This is a genomic window from Streptomyces sp. AcH 505 (assembly GCF_000818175.1).
GTDB lineage: Bacteria > Actinomycetota > Actinomycetes > Streptomycetales > Streptomycetaceae > Streptomyces.
This window is the reverse complement of sequence record NZ_JTIY01000001.1, coordinates 3,941,530-3,959,285: the sequence shown is the minus strand read 5'-3', so window position 1 is coordinate 3,959,285 and position 17,756 is coordinate 3,941,530. Positions and strand designations below refer to the sequence as shown.

Here is a 17,756-nt window from a genome sequence, read left to right as displayed (position 1 = left end):
GTACTGGCCGCCGTACGGGGCGCGGGCCGCAGCCCGGTGCCCGTCCCCGCGACGGCGGGCAACGCGCGCGGCCCCGCCGCTGTCGCCGAGCGCATCCGGCATCTGGGCGAGCTGCACCGGGCGGGGCTCGTGACGGACGCCGAGTTCAGCGCGAAGAAGGCCGAACTGCTCGCCGAGCTGTGACGCGTACGAGCCGTGGAGCGTACAAGCCGTGACGCGTAGCACCTGGGTACGACGGCGGGACCGGGTCTCCCGGATGAGGCGGGGGCGCGGCGCCTTGCCTAGGCTGGGCAGGCCATGACTCCGGTCCGGACCCCGCAGCTGAGGAAGCCCCTTTGACCATTCGCGTGATCATCGTCGACGACCAGGCCATGGTGCGCGCCGGTTTCGCCGCGCTGCTGTCGGCGCAGGCCGACATCGACGTGGTGGGCGAGGCGCCGGACGGCAGGCGCGGCATCGAGGTCAGCCGTGCCACCCACCCGGACGTGGTGCTGATGGACGTGCGGATGCCGGAGCTGGACGGACTCGCCGCCGCACGGGAGCTGTTGGACCCGCCGGCCGGGGTGGTCCATCTGCCGAAGGTGCTGATGCTGACCACCTTCGACGTGGACGACTACGTCTACGAGGCGCTGCGCGCCGGCGCCTCGGGCTTTCTGCTGAAGGACGCGCCGCCCGCCGATCTGATCGCCGCCGTACGGGTCGTGGCGGCCGGTGACGCGCTGCTCGCGCCGTCCGTGACCCGGCGGCTGATCGCGGACTTCACCCAGCGGCGCCCCGTCCAGCGCAAGGACCCGGCCCTGCGGCTGCACGGCCTCACCCCACGCGAGACCGAGGTGCTGGAGCTGATCGCCAGGGGGCTCTCCAACCTGGAGATCGCCGCCGATCTGGTGGTCGCCGAGCAGACGGTGAAGACCCATGTCGGCCGGGTCCTGGCCAAGCTGGATCTGCGGGACCGCGCCCAGGCCGTGGTGTTCGCCTACGAGTCGGGACTGGTCACCCCGGGCGCCGCGAACTGACCCTCCCCTACCCGGGTATCACCCGGCGGTTGGCTCCCCGGTGTGATGTCCGCGCCGGTGTCCTCTTCCTACCTTTCTGCCGCACGCCACGGACGAGCAGCGGAAGAAGGAGCAGGACATGCGCCGTCGCACGAGGACACTGGCCGCCGCCGTACTGACGGCGATCGTGGTCGGGGGTACGGCCGGATGGGCCTTCACCGGCACGCAGACCCCGGTGACAGGCCCGCCTCCCGGGACTGCTTCATGGCGCGCCGACACCTCGCTCGGCAGGCCGCTCCCCGACCCCGTCACCTCGACGCCCCGTCAGACGGCCGCGTTCTTCGCGGACTTGACGGACGAACAGCGGCAGCAGCTGGTACGGCGGCACGCGTCGGTCGTCGGCAATCTCGACGGCGCGCCGCCCGCCCTGCGCTACGAGGCCAACGCCCTTGCCATCAGGGCCGGTCACGACCCGCGCTACCGGCACCTGGCCGGTGCCGGCCGGCAGATCCTGGCCTTCGACCCGCGCGGTCGCGGTCAAGTCGCCGAGGTGTTCGGCAATCTGACGAAGACTCAGCATGTGTCGGTGGTGGTGCCGGGATCCGACATCGACGCGTCCACCTTCGACCGTACGAAGGACCGCGACGGCGCGCTGGCGGGGATGGCGCGCTCGCTGCGGGCCGCGACGGGAAACCGTACCGCCGTGGTCGCCTGGGCCGGTTATACGACGCCGGTGGGGCTGGGTCTCGACGCGGCGACCGGCCGGCTCGCCGACGCGGGCGCCGACCGGCTGACCCGGTTCACCCGGGGACTCGAAGCGGCGGGCGTGGCGGAACCCGCGCTGTTCTGCCACAGCTACGGTTCGGTCGTCTGCGGCCTCGCCGCCCACGAGGTGCGCGTCAGCGACATCGTCGTGTTCGGCTCGCCCGGCATGCGGGCGCACAACGAGGCGCAGTTGCACACCCGCGCCCGGGTGTGGGCCGCCAAGGACCCGTCCGACTGGATCTCGAAGGTGCCCAACGTCGAACTGGCCGGGCTCGGCCACGGCGCCGACCCGACGGACCCGGACTTCGGCGCCCGCAGGGTCGACGCGTCGGACGCGCACGGGCACACCGGCTATCTGGCGCCGGGCACCGCGTCGCTCAGGGCCTTCGCGGCCATCGCCGAGGGGGACGTCCGATGAGGACGCCCCCCTCGCTCGCCGGCCGGCTCGCCGTACCGCCCGCTACTCGCGGCCCGCCGACGTGAACGCCATGTCGGCGTACCGGCCGCCCACGACCTGCCCGGCGATCGGCTCCAGCAGCTCCAGCTCGCTCTCCGTGAGGACGATCCGGGTGGCGGCGATGTTCTCCTCGATCCGGCTGCGCTTACGCGTCCCCGGGATGGGGACGACGGCCAGCCCGTACCGCGCGGCCCGCTGCTGCACCCAGGCCAGCGCGATCTGCCCGAGGGAGGCGTTGTGCCCCTCGGCGACCTTGCGCACCGGCGCCAGCAGCGCGGCGTTCGCCGCCGCGTTGTCCCCGGTGAACCGGGGCTGCTGCCGGCGGAAGTCGTCGGCCCCCAGCTCCTTGTCGGCACTGACGAACGAGCCGGTCAGGAAGCCGCGGCCGAGCGGCGAGTACGGCACGAGCCCGACGCCGAGGTCGACCGCCGCACCGATGACGCTGTCCTCGATGTCCCGGCTGAACAGCGACCACTCGGACTGCAGGGCGGCGATCGGGTGCACGGCCTGCGCCGTACGCAGCTCGGAGGCGGTGACCTCGCTCAGCCCCAGGTGCTTGACCTTGCCCTCGGCCACCAGCTCGGCCATGGCGCCCACGGTGTCCTCGATCGGGACGTTCACGTCCCTGCGGTGCATGTAGTACAGGTCGATCGCCTCCACGCCCAGGCGCTTGAGGCTGCCCTCGACGCACTGGCGCAGATACGGCCGGTCGTTGCGGATGGTCCGCTTCGTCGGGTCGGTCGGGTCGGTGCCCAGCGAGAACTTCGTCGCGAGGACGATCTCGTCGCGGTGCGCCTGGACGAACGGCGCGATGAACTTCTCGTTCTCGCCCGCGCCGTAGGCGTCGGCGGTGTCGTACAGCGTCACGCCCAGTTCCAGGGCGCGCTCCAGGGTGGCCCGCGCCTCGTCGACGTCGGTCGGGCCGTAGGACTGGCTCATGCCCATGCAGCCGAGCCCCTGGATGCCGGCCTCGGGACCATCGGTGCCGAGCCGTACGGTGGGGAGCTTGTTGTCGCCCATCAGGGTTCAGACCCTCTCCGGCGCGGTGCGCGCGCCCGCGTAAAAACTGATCTTGTGGTCGAGCACGGCGACGGTGTCGTGCAGCTCGGCGATCCGGTGCAGTACGTCGCGCCGGGTCCGCTCCAGCAGTTCCTGCCGCTCCTCGAAGGTGTCTTCGCCGATCCGGATCAGCTCGGCGTAACGGACCATGTCCGCCACGGGCATCCCGGTCAGCCGGAGTTTGCTGACGAAGGCGAGCCAGTCCAGGTCGCGGTTGCTGAACCGGCGCTGGCCGGTGTTGGACCTGTCGACGTGCGGCATCAGCCCGATCCGCTCGTACCAGCGCAGGGTGTGCGCCGTGAGTCCGGTGATCGCGGCGACCTCGCTGATCGTGTAGCGGTCCTGGCCGTCCGGGCGCGGATGCGCGAGGGGCGCCGATACGCAGATGTCGGTCCGGTCCTGGGTCGGCGCGGGGCTGCTCTCGATCAACGTCATACCCTCCACGCTAAATCCTTGGAGTGCACTCCAAGCAAGCGAAATCGGGTACGGCTTTCCAAGCTTGCGCGACTAGCGTGCCGACCATGACTGCTGCACGCCGCGCGGATCCGGCGGACGCCGGGGAACTGGTACGTCTGCGCACGATCATGCTGAATTCGCTGAAGCCTTCGACCGATACCGGCTGGCAGCCGGCCGCAGTCCGGGCGCTGCGCGAGCGGCTGGCCGACCCGGCCGGGGATCTCGCCGCGTTCGTCGTGGACGGTCCGGACCGTACAGGGATACTCGCCGCGTGCGCCGTCGGGGTGGTGGAGCACCGGCTCGGCAGCCCCGAGAACCCCGCGGGCACCACCGGCCACGTCTTCAGCGTCGCCACCGACCCGGCGATGCGCAGGCGCGGCTACTCACGTGCCTGCATGCGGGCGCTGCTGGGGTGGTACGAGGAGCGCGGCGTCCGCAGGATCGATCTGCACGCCTCACCCGAGGGCGAGCCGCTGTACGCCTCCCTGGGCTTCGCCCGCACCCCGGCTCCCGCCATGCGGCTGACGCTCTAGCGTCCTTTAGGCTCGTGGCCATGGAGAGCCTGGCACTCATCGAGAACTGGCCCGTGCCGAACGCGGCGGTGGCCGTCGTACGGGCCGACGGCACCGTCGTCGGGACGCACGGTCCGACGTCGCGGGCGTTCCCGCTCGCTTCCGTGACGAAGCCGCTCGCCGCGTACGCCGCGCTCGTCGCCTACGAGGAAGGCGCCGTCGAGCTGGACGAACCGGCGGGGCCCGAGGGGTCGACCGTCCGCCATCTGCTCGCGCACAGCAGCGGTCTGGCCTTCGACGAGCACCGCGCGACGAGCACTCCGGGCACCCGCAGGCTCTACTCGAACGCCGGCTTCGAAGTCCTCGGCGACCACATCGCCAAGGCGACCGAGATCCCGTTCGCCGACTATGTGCACCAGGCGGTGCTCGAACCGCTCGGGATGGTGTCGACGTCCGTGGCCGGCTCACCCGCCAAGGACGGCGTCTCGACCGTCGACGACCTGGTGCGGTTCGCCGCCGAACTCCAGACGCCCCGGCTGCTGGATCCGCGTACGGTCCTGGAGGCGACGACGGTCGTCTTCCCCGGGCTCTCCGGGGTGCTGCCGGGTTACGGCAACCAGAAGAACAACGACTGGGGGCTCGGCTTCGAGATCAGGGACGCCAAGTCCCCGCACTGGACGGGCAGTTCGTCCTCGCCGCGCACCTTCGGGCACTTCGGCCAGTCCGGTACGTTCCTGTGGGCCGACCCGGAGGCGGGCGCCGCGTGCGTGGCGCTGGCCGACCGGGACTTCGGGCCGTGGGCGGTGCAGGCCTGGCCGCCGTTCACCGACGCCGTGCTCGCCGAACTGGCCGCAGGCGCCTGAGAGTCGGACCGGCACCACCCACCCGACGATCAGCCCGCCATCTCCCAGACGAGCACCTCGGCCGCCGCACCGGCCGTCATCTCGATGCCCCGCGCGTCCGTGATCCGGGCCGAGTCGCCCGATTCCAGCTCCTCCTCGCCCAGCCACAGACTGCCGCGCACGACGTGGACGTAGACGTACGCGGCGTCCGGCACGGCCGCCCGCTCGCCCTCCTGCAACCGGCGTACGTGGAGCATCGCACCGGCCTGCGGGAGCGCGTACGGCGTGGAGTCGGCGATGCCGCGCACGATCTCGTACGCCGGTGCGCCGCCCGGCTCCAGCGGGGCGAGCCACATCTGTACGAAGACCAACTGACCCGTGCCGTCGTTGCGTTCGACATGCCGTACCCCGCCGCCCGAGCTGAGCCGCTGGACGTCGCCCGGCCGTACGACGGTGGCGTTGCCCGCCGAGTCCCGGTGGGTCAGCTCCCCTTCGACGACCCAGGTGACGATCTCGGTGTGGCTGTGCGGGTGTTCGTCGAACCCGGCGCCCGGCGCCAGCCATTCCTCGTTGCAGGCGAGCACGGCGCCGAAGCGGAGATTGTCCGGCTCGTAGAAACGGCCGAAGGAGAAGGCGTGCAGGGTCTCGATGCCCCGGTCCGCATCGCCTCCGAGATAACGGTCCTCTGCGTACCGCACAGTAATCACCGGACTACCGTAGCCCCGCCCGGCCAGGTACTCGCCCTGATAAGGCAGTCTTGTCCCCGTGCCTGAACCCGCGAACGAAGCCCATGAGCACTCCGCGACGCTGCGCCGCCTCGAACAGTCCTCCGGCCGGCTGGCCGCGAACGCCATCGCGCTCATGGACCAGACGCTGCCGTGGTACCGGGCGATGCCGCCGGAGAACCGTTCGTGGATCGGTCTCGTCGCCCAGGCCGGTATCGCCGCCTTCACCGAGTGGTTCCGGCATCCGGAGGCGCCGCAGGCCATTTCGACCGACGTCTTCGGCACGGCGCCGCGCGAGCTGACCCGGGCCATCACGCTGCGGCAGACCGTGGAGATGGTGCGGACCACGATCCAGGTCATGGAGACCGCCATCGAGGAGGTCGCCGCACCGGGCGACGAGTCCGTGCTGCGCGAGGCGCTGCTGGTCTACGCCCGGGAGATCGCCTTCGCGACGGCCCAGGTCTACGCGCAGGCCGCCGAGGCGCGCGGGGCGTGGGACGCGCGGCTGGAGTCCCTGGTCGTGAACGCCGTGCTGTCGGGCGAGGCCGACGAGGGCGCCGTCTCGCGGGCGGCGGCGCTCGGCTGGAACTCCCCTGAGCATGTCTGCGTGCTGCTCGGCACGGCGCCCGACGGGGACAGCGAGCTGACCGTCGAGGCGATCAGGCGGGCCGCCAGGCACGCCAAGCTCCAGGTGCTCACCGGGGTGCTCGGGGACCGGCTCGTGGTGATCGCGGGCGGCAGCGACAATCCGCTGCAGGTCGCGAAGGCGCTGATCGGCCCGTACGCGGCGGGGCCCGTCGTCGCGGGACCTGTCGTACCCGATCTGCTGGCAGCGACGAAGTCCGCGCAGGCCGCCGCTGCCGGTCTCAAGGCGTGCGCCGCCTGGCAGGACGCCCCCCGCCCGGTGCTCGCCGACGATCTCCTGCCGGAGCGCGCCATCGCGTCGGACCCGGCCGCTCGTGTCCAATTGGTGGAGGAGATCTACAGACCGCTGGAGGAAGCGGGTTCCGCGCTCCTGGAGACTCTGAGTGTCTATCTGGAGCAGGCGAGCAGCCTCGAAGGCGCGGCCAGGATGCTCTTCGTCCACCCCAACACCGTCCGCTACCGGCTACGACGTGTGACTGACGTCACCGGGTGGTCACCCTCCGATGTGCGCTCCGCGTTCACGCTGCGAATCGCCCTGATCCTGGGGAGGCTGGCCGCCTTGGAGTCGAAGTCCTAAGCTTTTGTAGGACTCTTACAGTTAGCTTCACGGTTCTTGGTCCCTGTCCCCAGGGGCGCCAACGACCGTCCACAAGAGAGAGTGTGAGGGTGCTCGTACTCGTCGCTCCCGGCCAAGGCGCTCAGACGCCCGGCTTCCTGACTCCCTGGCTCGACCTCCCCGGTACCGAAGACCGGCTGCGGGACTGGTCGGCCGCCATCGGCCTCGATCTGGTGCACTACGGAACGAAGGCCGACGCGGACGAGATCCGCGACACGGCGGTGGCCCAGCCGCTGCTGGTGGCCGCCGCGCTGCTGTCGGCCCGTCAGCTCTTCCCCGCCGGTGACCTGACGTCCGCCGTCGGCGCCGTCGCCGGGCACAGCGTCGGCGAGATCGCCGCCGTCGCGCTGGCCGGCGTCGTGTCGGACGACGCCGCGATGGGTCTGGTCCGTACGCGTGGCATGGCCATGGCCGACGCGGCAGCCGTCACGGAGACGGGTATGTCGGCGCTGCTCGGCGGCGACCCGGAGACGACGCTCCCGCATCTGGCGAAGCTCGGTCTGACGCCCGCCAACGTGAACGGCGGCGGGCAGATCGTGGCGGCCGGCACGCTCGAACAGCTCGCTGCGCTGGAGGCGGACAAGCCGGAGGGCGTCCGGCGTGTCGTGGCGCTCAAGGTCGCCGGGGCGTTCCACACCCGGCACATGTCACCCGCGGTCGAGCGGCTGGAGGCGGCGGCAGCCGCGCTGGACCCGGCCGACCCCGTCGTGCCGTACGTCTCGAACAAGGACGGCGAGACCGTCGCCACGGGCCTGGAGATCCTGACCCGGCTGGTGGGACAGGTCGCGAACCCGGTCCGCTGGGACCTGTGCATGGAAACGTTCACGCACCGGGGTGCCACAGCCCTTGTCGAACTCTGCCCCGGCGGTACGCTGACCGGCCTCGCCAAGCGTGCGATGCCCGGGGTCAAGACGCTCGCGCTGAAGACCCCCGACGACCTCGACGCGGCCCGCGCGCTGATCGCCGAGCACTCCTCCACGGCCGAATAGGAGCCAGAGAGCATGTCGAAGATCAAGCCCAGCAGGGGCGCCGCGCACGCGCGCATCATGGGCGTCGGCGGTTACCGCCCGACGCGCGTGGTGCCCAACGAGGTGATCCTCGAAACGATCGACTCGTCCGACGAGTGGATCCGCTCCCGCTCCGGCATCGCGACCCGGCACTGGGCGTCGCCCGAGGAGACCGTCTCCGCCATGTCCGTGGAGGCCGCGGGCAAGGCCATCGCCGACGCCGGGATCACCCCCGAGCAGATCGGCGGCGTGATCGTCTCGACCGTCTCGCACTTCAAGCAGACCCCGGCCATCGCGACCGAGATCGCCGACAAGATCGGCGCGGGCCGCCCGGCGGCCTTCGACATCTCGGCGGGCTGCGCGGGCTTCGGCTACGGGCTGACCCTCGCCAAGGGCATGATCGTCGACGGCTCGGCCGAGTACGTCCTGGTCATCGGCGTGGAGCGGCTGTCCGACCTGACCGACCTGAGCGACCGCGCCACGGCGTTCCTGTTCGGTGACGGCGCCGGCGCCGTCGTCGTGGGCCCGGCGAAGGAGCCGATGATCGGCCCGACCGTCTGGGGCTCCGAGGGCGACAAGTCCGAGACCATCAAGCAGACGGTCTCCTGGACCGAGTGGGGCGGCCCCGGCGAGAAGTTCCCCGCCATCACGCAGGAGGGCCAGGCGGTCTTCCGCTGGGCCGTCTTCGAGATGGCGAAGGTCGCCCAGCAGGCGCTCGACGCGGCCGGGGTCAGCCCCGCCGACCTGGACGTTTTCATTCCGCATCAGGCGAACATGCGGATCATCGACTCGATGGTGAAGACTCTGAAACTGCCGGAGAGCGTCACGGTCGCACGTGACGTGGAGACGACAGGCAACACCTCCGCCGCCTCGATTCCGCTCGCGATGGAGCGGCTCCTGGCGACCGGAGCGGCGAAGAGCGGCGACACCGCGCTCGTCATCGGCTTCGGGGCGGGTCTCGTGTACGCCGCGACGGTCGTTACCCTCCCCTAGGCACCGGATCTTTCCGGACCGTGCCACCACATTTCCCTCAGCCCAACATCGAAGGAGCGCCCACATGGCCGCCACCCAGGAAGAGATCGTCAGCGGTCTCGCCGAGATCGTGAACGAGATCGCCGGTATCCCGGTCGAGGACGTCCAGCTGGACAAGTCCTTCACCGACGACCTGGACGTCGACTCGCTGTCCATGGTCGAGGTCGTCGTCGCCGCCGAAGAGCGCTTCGACGTCAAGATCCCGGACGACGACGTCAAGAACCTCAAGACGGTCGGCGATGCTGCCGATTACATCGCCAAGCACCAGGACTGATCCAGTTCGTGCGTGACGCCACCCGGCGGTGGCGCCGTAAAAATTCAGCACCCTCTACACGTGGAGAAAGAATTCCAGTGAGCCCGACCAATCGCACCGTGGTCGTCACCGGTATCGGCGCAACCACACCACTGGGTGGCGACAGCGCATCGACCTGGGAAGGTCTCCTCGCGGGCCGCTCAGGCGCCCGCACGATCGAGGACGAGCGGTTCGCCGACCTGCCGGTACGGTTCGCCGCCCTCGCCGCGGTCGACCCCGGTGACGTCCTGCCGCGCCCGCTCGCCCGCCGACTGGACCGCTCGGCGCAGTTCGCGCTGATCGCGGCCCGTGAGGCATGGGCGGACGCCGGTTACACGGGCAAGGCCGGTGAGGACGCCGCTGTCGACCCCGACCGGCTCGGTACCGTCGTCGCCTCCGGCATCGGCGGTGTGATCACGCTGCTCGACCAGTACGACGTACTGCGGGAGAAGGGCGCACGCCGCGTCTCCCCGCACACCGTGCCGATGCTGATGCCGAACGGCCCCTCGGCCAACGTCTCCATCGAGGTGGGCGCCCGCGCGGGCGCACACACTCCCGTCTCCGCCTGCGCCTCGGGCGCCGAGGCGGTCGGGTACGCCGTCGAGATGATCCGTACCGGCCGCGCCGACGTGGTCGTCGCCGGCGGCACGGAGGCGTGCATCCACCCGCTGCCCGTCGCCGCCTTCGCCAGCATGATGGCCATGTCGAAGAACAACGACAACCCGACGGTGGCCTCCCGCCCGTACGACAAGGGCCGTGACGGCTTCGTCATCGGTGAGGGCGCCGGGATCGTCATCCTGGAGTCGGCCGAGCACGCGGCGGCGCGCGGCGCGAAGGTCTACTGCGAGATCCTCGGCCAGGGCGTCTCCTCGGACGCGCACCACATCGCGCAGCCCGAGCCGACCGGCCGCGGCATCGCCAAGGCGCTGGAGAACCTGTTGGCTTCGACCGACCTCAAGCCGGCCGAGGTCGTCCACCTCAACGCGCACGCCACCTCGACCCCGCAGGGCGACATCGCGGAGATCAGGGCGCTGCGCCAGGTGCTGGGCGACGACCTGGACCATGTGGCCGTCTCGGCGACGAAGTCGATGACGGGCCATCTGCTGGGCGGCGCCGGCGGTATCGAGACGGTGGCGACGGTCCTCGCGCTGCACCACCGCACCGCTCCCCCGACGATCAACATCGACGAGCTCGACGAAGAGGTGGAGGCGGACATCGTCCGCGACAAGCCCCGCGCGCTCCCCTCGGGCACGATCGGCGCGATCAACAACTCGTTCGGCTTCGGCGGCCACAACGTGGTCGTGGCGTTCCGTACGGTCTGACGACGCGACAGCGCAACGCCAGGTGCCCCGCCCGAAAACCGGGCGGGGCACCTGCGCGTTCCGGGCCTGACGCCAGGCCCTAGTCGAAGCTGGCGAAGTACGAGGCCGCCATGTCCTTGTCGCCGTGGCCCTGTTCCTCGGCGCGGCGGAAGCGTTCGGCGCCCGCCGCCGTGAGGTCCATCCGTACGTCCGCCGCTTCCGCCGCCTCGACGATCAGCCGCGCGTCCTTGGCGGCCGTGGAGAGGGCGAAGCTCGGCGGCTCGTAGCCGTCGGACAGGATCACGTCGGACTTGATGTGCAGATAGCCGCAGTCGATGCCCCCGCCGGCGACCGCGTCGAAGAAGCTCTGCGGGTCGACGCCGAGCCCCTTCGCGAGGCCCAGCGTCTCGGCCGTGCCGTGGGTGAGGGCCAGCACCCAGTTGTTGCAGACGAGCTTGAGCCGGGTGGCGGCCGCCGTCGTGGCGTCGTCGCCGACCCAGATCGTGCGCTGGCCGATCGCTTCGAGTACGGAGCCGACCTTGGCGCGCGCCTCATCGGGTCCTGCGGCGAGCACCGTCAGCTGTCCGGCCTCGGCGGGGCCCTTCGTGCCGAGCACCGGGGAGTCGACGAACAGGACGCCCGCCTGCCGGGCCAGCTCGGCCAGCTCAGCGACGGAGTCGAGGTCGACGGTGGTGGCCTGCAGCCAGACGGCGCCGGGCCGCAGCCCCGGCGCCGCGGCCGTGGCGGCCTCCAGGGCCGCGGGGCCGTCGTACAGCGTGGTGATGACGGTGTCGGCGCCGGTCACGGCCTCCGCCGCGGTCGCGGCGAGTTCGGCGCCTTCGGCGGCCAGCGGCTCGGCCTTGGCGGCGGTGCGGTTCCAGACCCGTACGGTGTGGCCGGTACGGAGCAGGTTGTGGGCGATCGCCGTGCCCATGATGCCGGTACCGAGGACAGCTACTGTCGAATGTTCAGCCATGGGACCTACCGTAAGGGCGGCCCGTGGCGCGGCTGCGGACGGCGGTCGGACGATCTGTCAGACGACCTGTCAGACGACCTGGTGCAGCCAGCGGACCGGGGCGCCCTCACCGGCGTAGCGGAAGGGCTCCAGCTCGTCGTCCCACGGCTTGCCGAGCAGCTTGGCGATCTCCGCCTCCAGCCGCGTCTCGCCGTGCTGCGAGCGGGCGAGGGCGGCGCGCAGCCGGTCCTCGGGGACCAGGATGTCGCCGTGCATCCCGGTGACGGCGTGGAAGATGCCCAGGTCGGGCGTGGCGCTGTAGCGCTCGCCCTCGGCGGTGGGGCAGGGCTCGGCCGTCACCTCGAAGCGCAGCATCTGCCAGCCGCGCAGGGCGGACGCGAGTTTGGACGCGGTGCCCGCCCGGCCCTGCCAGGAGAACTCGGATCTCCAGGTGCCGGGGGACGCGGGCTGGCGGATCCAGTCGAGCTGGACCCGCAGGCCGAGCACGCCTGCCACCGCCCATTCGATGTGCGGGCACATCGCGCGTGGTGCGGAGTGAACGTACAGAACTCCACGTGTCGTCACCGGGACCTCCAGTGTGGGACGAGGTTCGCCTTTCCCAGCGGCCTCAGTAAACATCATCGGGAGTTAAACTCCGCAAAAGGGACAGCATGTGACGTGATGTAATTTACCGGAGCCTGCGGAACGGGCGCCTCTGGTTCGACGTGGCAAAAGCTACCGTGCGGCGGAGGGCCGGGGGTGTCGTACGGTCGGTCCGGGGGCCGATTCACGCGAAGCTTTCACTCGCCAGGACTCAGGGGAGCGTGTTCATGGGGGTAGGACGCCAGAAGGGCCGGGTACGGTTCTGCGCCGCGACGGTCGTGACAGCGGCCGTGCTCGCGGGCAGCGGGGTGCTGGCCGGCTGTGGCTCGTCCGGGGGACCGCCGGACGGCGGTGCGTCGAGGCGGGCAAGCCCTGCGCCGAAGCCCGTCCCGGTCTGGAACCGCAGCCCGCGCTCGGTGGCCGCGGTCGGCGACTCGATCACCCGTGGTTTCGACGCGTGTGTGCCGTTCAGCGACTGCCCCGAGGTGTCCTGGGCGACCGGCACGGACAGCGGTGTGGACAGCCTCGCCACCCGGCTCGTCGGCGCGCCGACCGCCGCGAAACGCAGCTGGAACGAGGCGCGGTCAGGGGCCCGGATGGCGGATCTGCCGGGCCAGATGGCGCAAGCGGCGCGGCGCGTGCCGGATCTGGTGACGGTCATGGTCGGCGCCAACGACGCCTGCCAGGACTCGGTGGACCTGATGACGCCGGTGGCCGATTTCCGTACGTCGTTCACCGCCGCCATGCGCCGGCTGCGGACCGGCGCCCCCAAGGCGCAGGTGTACGTGTCGAGCGTGCCCGACCTGAAGCGGCTCTGGTCGACGGGGCGTGACAACCCGCTGGGCCGGCAGATCTGGAAACTGGGGATCTGCGCGTCGATGCTCGGCGATTCGCAGGACGACGGCGCGGCGGCGCAGCGCCGCAGGGCGACGGTGTACGACCGGGTCGTGGCGTACAACGGCGTGCTGAAGGACGTGTGCGCGAAGGATGTGCGCTGCCGCTACGACGGCGGGGCGGTCTTCGACTTCCGGTTCACCGGCGAGCAGCTGAGCCCGTGGGACTGGTTCCATCCCAGCAAGGACGGCCAGGGCGAGCTGGCGGAGATCGCGTACCGCAATGTCACCGCTCTCAGAGCCCCGGCGTAGGGTTTCGCCGTGACTGACATACGCCGCGAAGAAGCCGGTACGACGGCCGACTCCACCCCTGTCCACGCCTGGACGCTGGAGCGGGCCGGTACCCGGGTCAGGCTGCTGACGTACGGCGGTGTCATCCAGTCGCTCCAGGTGCCCGGCCGGGACGGTACGCGGGCGGACGTGGTGCTGGGGCTGCCCGCCCTGGCGGACTATCTGACATCCGGTGGCCCGTACTTCGGCGCGCTGATCGGCCGGTACGCGAACCGGATCGGGGGCGCGGCCTTCACCCTCTACGGCCGGACGTACCGGCTGCCGGCCAACGACGGGGACAACTGCCTGCACGGCGGCGGGTACGGCTTCGACCGGCGGGTGTGGGACGCGGAGCCCGTCGAGGACGGCGTGCGGCTGTCCCGGACCAGCCCGGACGGCGAGGAGGGCTTCCCCGGCCGGCTGGACGTCTCGGCGGCGTACACGCTGACGGCCGCGGGGGCGCTGCGGATCGACTACCGGGCGGTGACGGACGCGCCGACACCGGTCTGTCTGACCAACCACACGTACTGGAACCTCGGCGGCGCCGGCAGCGGCCCCGCGGGCGGCCATGAACTGCGCATCGCCGCCGGGCACATCACGCCGGTGGGCCCGGGTTCCGTCCCGACGGGCGAGCTGACGCCGGTCGGCGGGACCCGGTTCGACTTCCGCGAGGCGCGGACCGTGGGGAAGGGGTACGACCACAACTTCGTGCTGGACACCGCGGGTCCCGACGAGGTGGCGGCCGAGCTGTACGACCCCGTCTCGGGGCGGCTGCTGACCGTGACGACGACCGAGCCGGGGATGCAGCTGTACACCGGCGACAGCTTCGACGGGAAGCCGTTCGGGCCGGGTGACGGCGTCGCGCTGGAGACACAGCACTTCCCCGACTCGCCCAACCGCCCGGAGTTCCCCGCCACGGTGCTGCGGCCCGGTGAGGTGTACACGTCCTCGACAACGTACGCCTTCGGGGTCCGCTAAGCCGGATCCTCCGTTGCTCCCGGGGGCCGCGCGTATGTGTACGGCCCCGGGGCGGTGTCAGGTTCCGCCTCGGGGCCGTACACGTTTTCTCCCCCTACCCCCGGCTATGCCTCGGTATCCACCACGGCACTCAACCGGCGGTCGGCGACGGAACGGGCGGCCTGGATCTCATATCTGCCCGCGACGTACGTCCAGGAACCGGACTCCTCGTCCCAGATCTCGAAGGCCCTGCGCGGCAGCGGGATCCGCGCCTCGACGCTCTCCCCCGGCGCCGCCTCGACCGAGGCGAACCCGGCCAGCCAGCGGGCGGGCCGCTCCACCGTCGGCGCGCCGTCCGCGCTCGCGACGGGCGCGAGATAGATCTGGACGACCTCACGGCCCGCGCGCGGCCCGCTGTTGGTCAGCCGCACCCGCACCTCGGTGCCGGTGGCCTCGATCGTCTCGTAGCTCCACTCGGTGTAGCCGAGCCCGTGGCCGAACGGGTACGCGGGGGTCGTACCGGCCCGCTCCCAGGCCCGGTAGCCGATGAAGACGCCCTCGGTGTAGTGGAGTTCGCCCTCGGCCGTCGGGGTGGTGTCCGAGACGGGCGCGTCGGCGAGCACGGCGGGCCAGGTGGTCGGCAGCCGGCCGCCGGGCTCCTCGGCGCCGAGCAGGACGTCGGCGAGCGCAGCGCCGCCCTCCTGGCCGGGGAACCAGCTCAGCAGGACGGCCGCCACGTCGTCGCGCCACGGCAGCTCCACGGGCGAGCCGGTGTTGACGACCACGACGGTGTTGGCGTTGACGGCGGCGACGGCCCGTACGAGGTCGTCCTGGCGGCCCGGGAGCTTGAGGTCCTTACGGTCGAAGCCCTCGGACTCGACGGCGTCGGTGGTGGCGACCACGACGACAGCGGTGTCGGCGGCGCGGGCCCCCTCGACGGCCTCGGCGATCAGCTCGTCCGGGTCGAACTGCGGCCCGAGGTGGAGCAGCGAGAAGCTGACGGCGGCCATCGGGAGGTCGTCGGCCTTGTGGACGACGTCGCGCAGCGAGACCTCGACGGGCACGCCCGCCGTCAGCTCGACCCGGGCGCGCTCGGTGGGCTTGCCGAAGAAGGCGGCGAACGGGTCGGAGTCGGTGCCCCGTCCCTGCTCTCCTTCGAAGACGGTCTCGCCGCCGACGGCGAGCGTGAGGCCGCCGACGCCGCGGGTACCGAAGGTGTGCTCGCCGCTCTCGCGCGGGGTGAAGGTGCCGCGGATCTCGACCGTGTGGAGCTCGTCGAACGCGACGCCGTCGGGCAGGTCGCTGCCGACCCACTGGACCCGGCCGTTGGGCAGCGGGTCACTGGCCAGCACCCGCCCGTCGGCTGCCGTGCAGACGGCCGCCAGCGCGAACCCCTTCTCGGCGACGGCGAGTTCGGTGCTGGGGTCGGCTCCGACGGTGTAGGTCAGGGCGCCTTCGGGCAGCGCGGCCGTGAGCCCGTCGAGCGGCGAGACGACATGGTCGGGGAAGACCGTCGCCGAACCGCCGCCGAGGATACGGGCGTCGCGCGCCGCGGCGCCGCTGAGGGCGATCGTGCCGGCTGCCGGGTCGAGCGGCAGCGCGGGGCGCCCGTCCCGTACGTCGTTGCGTACGAGCACGAAGGAGCGGCGGGCGATCTCGCGGGTCAGCGCGTCGCCGTCGACGGTCGCGGGCGGCTCGGTCACGACGGCGGGGGCGCCGTCCAGGACGCCGACGCGGGCGGCGAGCCGCAGGACGTTGCGTACGGCTTCGTCGACCGCCGCCTCTTCGACCTCACCGGCCCTGACGGCGGCGGCGAGCGCGGGGCCGTACACCGTCTTGGGACCCGGCATGGCGACGTCGAGGCCGCCGATGAGGGCGCCGGTGGTGGAGCGCGCCGCCAGCCAGTCGGAGACGATGTACCCGTCGAACCCCCATTCGCCGCGCAGGACTTCACGCTGGAGGTAGCGGTGCTCGGTCATGCTCGTGCCGTTGACCGTGTTGTACGCGGCCATGATGCCCCAGGGGTGGGCGTTGGCGACGATCGCCTCGAACGGCGCGAGGTACAGCTCGCGCAGCGGCCGGGGGGTGACGACGTTGTCGACGGTGAAGCGGTCCGTCTCGGCGTCGTTGGCGACGAAGTGCTTGACGGTGGTGCCGACTCCGCCGTCCTGCACGCCCTGGACGTAGCCGGTGCCGATCGCGCCGGTGAGGAAGGGGTCTTCGCTGTACGCCTCGAAGTGCCGGCCGCCGAGCGGCGAGCGGTGCAGGTTGACGGTCGGTGCGAGCAGGACGTGCACGCCCTTGCGGCGGGCCTCCTGGGCGAGCAGCCGGCCGGCCCTGCGGGCGAGACCGGGGTCCCAGGCCGCGGCGAGCGCGGTCGGCGAGGGGAGCGCGACGGACGGGTCGTCGGCCGTCCAGCGGACGCCGCGTACCCCGACGGGCCCGTCGGACATGACCAGTGAGGCGAGGCCGATCTGGGGAAGCGCCGGCAGGGACCACTGGTCCTGCCCGGCGAGCAGCCGTGTCTTGGCGTCCAGGTCGAGCTTGCCGAGCGCCGCCTCCACGGCGTCGTTACGTGCCTCGTCGGCCCCTGTGCTGGGTGCGCCTGCCACGGCCGTACCTCCTCGTGAACGTCCGGAATGATGGTTACATGGTGAACCTGCCGCCTGTAAGTGGGTAGGGTTCGTAATTCTTTCGTTACATTGATGGCGGGAAGGACCGAGCTGGATGGCGAGAGCCAGGACTGAGGAGCGGCGCGCCGAGATCCTCCGCGCGGCCTTGGAGGTGATCGCCGAGCGCGGCTACCGGGGCACCACGCTGGGCGCTGTCGCCGAGCGGGTGGGCCTCACCCAGCAGGGGCTGCTGCACCACTTCCCCACCAAGGAGGCCCTGCTGGTCGCGGTCCTGGAGGACCGGGACACCTGGGACACGGGGGGCGGCGGCAGCGACCGCAAGGGATGGCGGCTCGAACTGCTCACCTCACTGGTGGACTACAACGCGATGCGGCCCGGCATCGTGCAGACCTTCTCCGCGCTCCTCGGCGAGTCCGTCACGGAGGACCACCCGGCGCGGGACTTCTTCACGCACCGCTACGACCAGGTGCGGGGCAACATGACGGCGGTGCTGCGCGACGAGTTCGGCGACCGGCTGCCGGGCGGACTGACCCCGGAGCAGGCGGCGCCGCTGCTGACGGCGGTGATGGACGGGCTTCAGTACCAGTGGCTGCTGGACCCGGACTCGGTGGACATGCCGGGCGCGTTCCGCGACTTCCTCACCCTGCTGCGGGCGGGAGGTTCAGGGCCTGCGGCGTGACGGGGGCGCCGGCGGCGGGCGCCGTGCCGGGCGCGGGCTCGCCGGCGGACGTCTCGCCGCGC

Annotated in this window: 19 protein-coding genes; 13 read left to right on the top strand and 6 right to left on the bottom strand. The window is 71.7% G+C overall.

Annotation, left to right across the window (positions count from 1 at the left end):
* The 3 genes from HY68_RS45225 to HY68_RS18075 all read left to right on the top strand — a co-directional run.
* Positions 1–183 (top strand): SHOCT domain-containing protein (locus tag HY68_RS45225; protein WP_041990139.1); only part of this gene is annotated, 183 nt, incomplete at its 5' end.
* A gap of 152 nt (positions 184–335) precedes the next feature.
* Complete coding sequence (locus tag HY68_RS18080; RefSeq protein WP_041990136.1) at positions 336–1,016, top strand: response regulator transcription factor; 681 nt, start codon at positions 336–338, stop codon at positions 1,014–1,016.
* A gap of 118 nt (positions 1,017–1,134) precedes the next feature.
* The gene (locus HY68_RS18075; protein ID WP_041990133.1) at positions 1,135–2,178 is read left to right on the top strand and encodes an alpha/beta hydrolase; all 1,044 of its coding nucleotides are present in this window, start codon (positions 1,135–1,137) and stop codon (positions 2,176–2,178) included.
* A gap of 42 nt (positions 2,179–2,220) precedes the next feature.
* Here the strand turns inward: HY68_RS18075 and HY68_RS18070 are convergent, their stop codons facing one another.
* Positions 2,221–3,237: an aldo/keto reductase gene (locus HY68_RS18070; protein WP_041990130.1), complete on the bottom strand. Its 1,017-nt coding sequence runs from the start codon at positions 3,235–3,237 to the stop codon at positions 2,221–2,223.
* Between the two features lie 6 nt (positions 3,238–3,243).
* On the bottom strand, positions 3,244–3,711 hold the full coding sequence (locus HY68_RS18065) for a MerR family transcriptional regulator (RefSeq protein ID WP_041990128.1): 468 nt from the start codon (positions 3,709–3,711) through the stop codon (positions 3,244–3,246).
* A gap of 86 nt (positions 3,712–3,797) precedes the next feature.
* Between HY68_RS18065 and HY68_RS18060 the strand changes: the two genes are divergently transcribed.
* Positions 3,798–4,265: a GNAT family N-acetyltransferase gene (locus HY68_RS18060; RefSeq protein ID WP_041996448.1), complete on the top strand. Its 468-nt coding sequence runs from the start codon at positions 3,798–3,800 to the stop codon at positions 4,263–4,265.
* Between the two features lie 20 nt (positions 4,266–4,285).
* Positions 4,286–5,107: a serine hydrolase domain-containing protein gene (locus HY68_RS18055; RefSeq protein WP_041990125.1), complete on the top strand. Its 822-nt coding sequence runs from the start codon at positions 4,286–4,288 to the stop codon at positions 5,105–5,107.
* A 29-nt stretch (positions 5,108–5,136) separates the two neighbouring features.
* Here HY68_RS18055 and HY68_RS18050 read toward each other — a convergent pair whose 3' ends face one another.
* The gene (locus tag HY68_RS18050) at positions 5,137–5,793 is read right to left on the bottom strand and encodes a pirin family protein (protein ID WP_241778607.1); all 657 of its coding nucleotides are present in this window, start codon (positions 5,791–5,793) and stop codon (positions 5,137–5,139) included.
* A gap of 58 nt (positions 5,794–5,851) precedes the next feature.
* Here HY68_RS18050 and HY68_RS18045 point away from each other — a divergent pair, with 58 nt between their 5' ends.
* From HY68_RS18045 to fabF, 5 genes are all read left to right on the top strand, one after another.
* Positions 5,852–7,033 carry a helix-turn-helix domain-containing protein gene (locus tag HY68_RS18045; RefSeq protein WP_041990122.1) on the top strand — a complete coding sequence of 394 codons (1,182 nt, stop codon included), beginning with the start codon at positions 5,852–5,854 and terminating at the stop codon, positions 7,031–7,033.
* 89 nt (positions 7,034–7,122) lie between these two features.
* Positions 7,123–8,061: an ACP S-malonyltransferase gene (locus tag HY68_RS18040; RefSeq protein ID WP_041990120.1), complete on the top strand. Its 939-nt coding sequence runs from the start codon at positions 7,123–7,125 to the stop codon at positions 8,059–8,061.
* Between the two features lie 12 nt (positions 8,062–8,073).
* Positions 8,074–9,072, top strand: a complete 999-nt coding sequence (locus tag HY68_RS18035; protein WP_041990118.1) for a ketoacyl-ACP synthase III — start codon at positions 8,074–8,076, stop codon at positions 9,070–9,072.
* 64 nt (positions 9,073–9,136) lie between these two features.
* Positions 9,137–9,385, top strand: coding sequence for an acyl carrier protein (locus tag HY68_RS18030; RefSeq protein ID WP_041990116.1), 249 nt, complete (start codon positions 9,137–9,139; stop codon positions 9,383–9,385).
* Positions 9,386–9,462: 77 nt separating this feature from the next.
* Positions 9,463–10,725: a beta-ketoacyl-ACP synthase II gene (gene fabF, locus HY68_RS18025; RefSeq protein ID WP_041990113.1), complete on the top strand. Its 1,263-nt coding sequence runs from the start codon at positions 9,463–9,465 to the stop codon at positions 10,723–10,725.
* Positions 10,726–10,804: 79 nt separating this feature from the next.
* Here the strand turns inward: fabF and HY68_RS18020 are convergent, their stop codons facing one another.
* Complete coding sequence (locus tag HY68_RS18020) at positions 10,805–11,680, bottom strand: NAD(P)-dependent oxidoreductase (RefSeq protein ID WP_041990111.1); 876 nt, start codon at positions 11,678–11,680, stop codon at positions 10,805–10,807.
* A 69-nt stretch (positions 11,681–11,749) separates the two neighbouring features.
* Positions 11,750–12,244 (bottom strand): DUF3145 domain-containing protein, encoded by a 495-nt coding sequence (locus HY68_RS18015; RefSeq protein ID WP_041990109.1) that lies wholly within the window; start codon positions 12,242–12,244, stop codon positions 11,750–11,752.
* Between the two features lie 245 nt (positions 12,245–12,489).
* On the opposite strand from HY68_RS18015, the gene HY68_RS18010 reads away from it, so the two are divergent.
* Complete coding sequence (locus tag HY68_RS18010; protein ID WP_041996444.1) at positions 12,490–13,407, top strand: SGNH/GDSL hydrolase family protein; 918 nt, start codon at positions 12,490–12,492, stop codon at positions 13,405–13,407.
* Between the two features lie 9 nt (positions 13,408–13,416).
* Positions 13,417–14,403 carry an aldose epimerase family protein gene (locus HY68_RS18005; RefSeq protein WP_041990105.1) on the top strand — a complete coding sequence of 329 codons (987 nt, stop codon included), beginning with the start codon at positions 13,417–13,419 and terminating at the stop codon, positions 14,401–14,403.
* A gap of 104 nt (positions 14,404–14,507) precedes the next feature.
* Here the strand turns inward: HY68_RS18005 and HY68_RS18000 are convergent, their stop codons facing one another.
* The gene (locus tag HY68_RS18000) at positions 14,508–16,994 is read right to left on the bottom strand and encodes a glycoside hydrolase family 3 C-terminal domain-containing protein (RefSeq protein WP_041990102.1); all 2,487 of its coding nucleotides are present in this window, start codon (positions 16,992–16,994) and stop codon (positions 14,508–14,510) included.
* Positions 16,995–17,109: 115 nt separating this feature from the next.
* Between HY68_RS18000 and HY68_RS17995 the strand changes: the two genes are divergently transcribed.
* The gene (locus tag HY68_RS17995) at positions 17,110–17,694 is read left to right on the top strand and encodes a TetR/AcrR family transcriptional regulator (RefSeq protein WP_041990099.1); all 585 of its coding nucleotides are present in this window, start codon (positions 17,110–17,112) and stop codon (positions 17,692–17,694) included.
* The last annotated feature ends 62 nt before the right edge of the window (positions 17,695–17,756 follow it).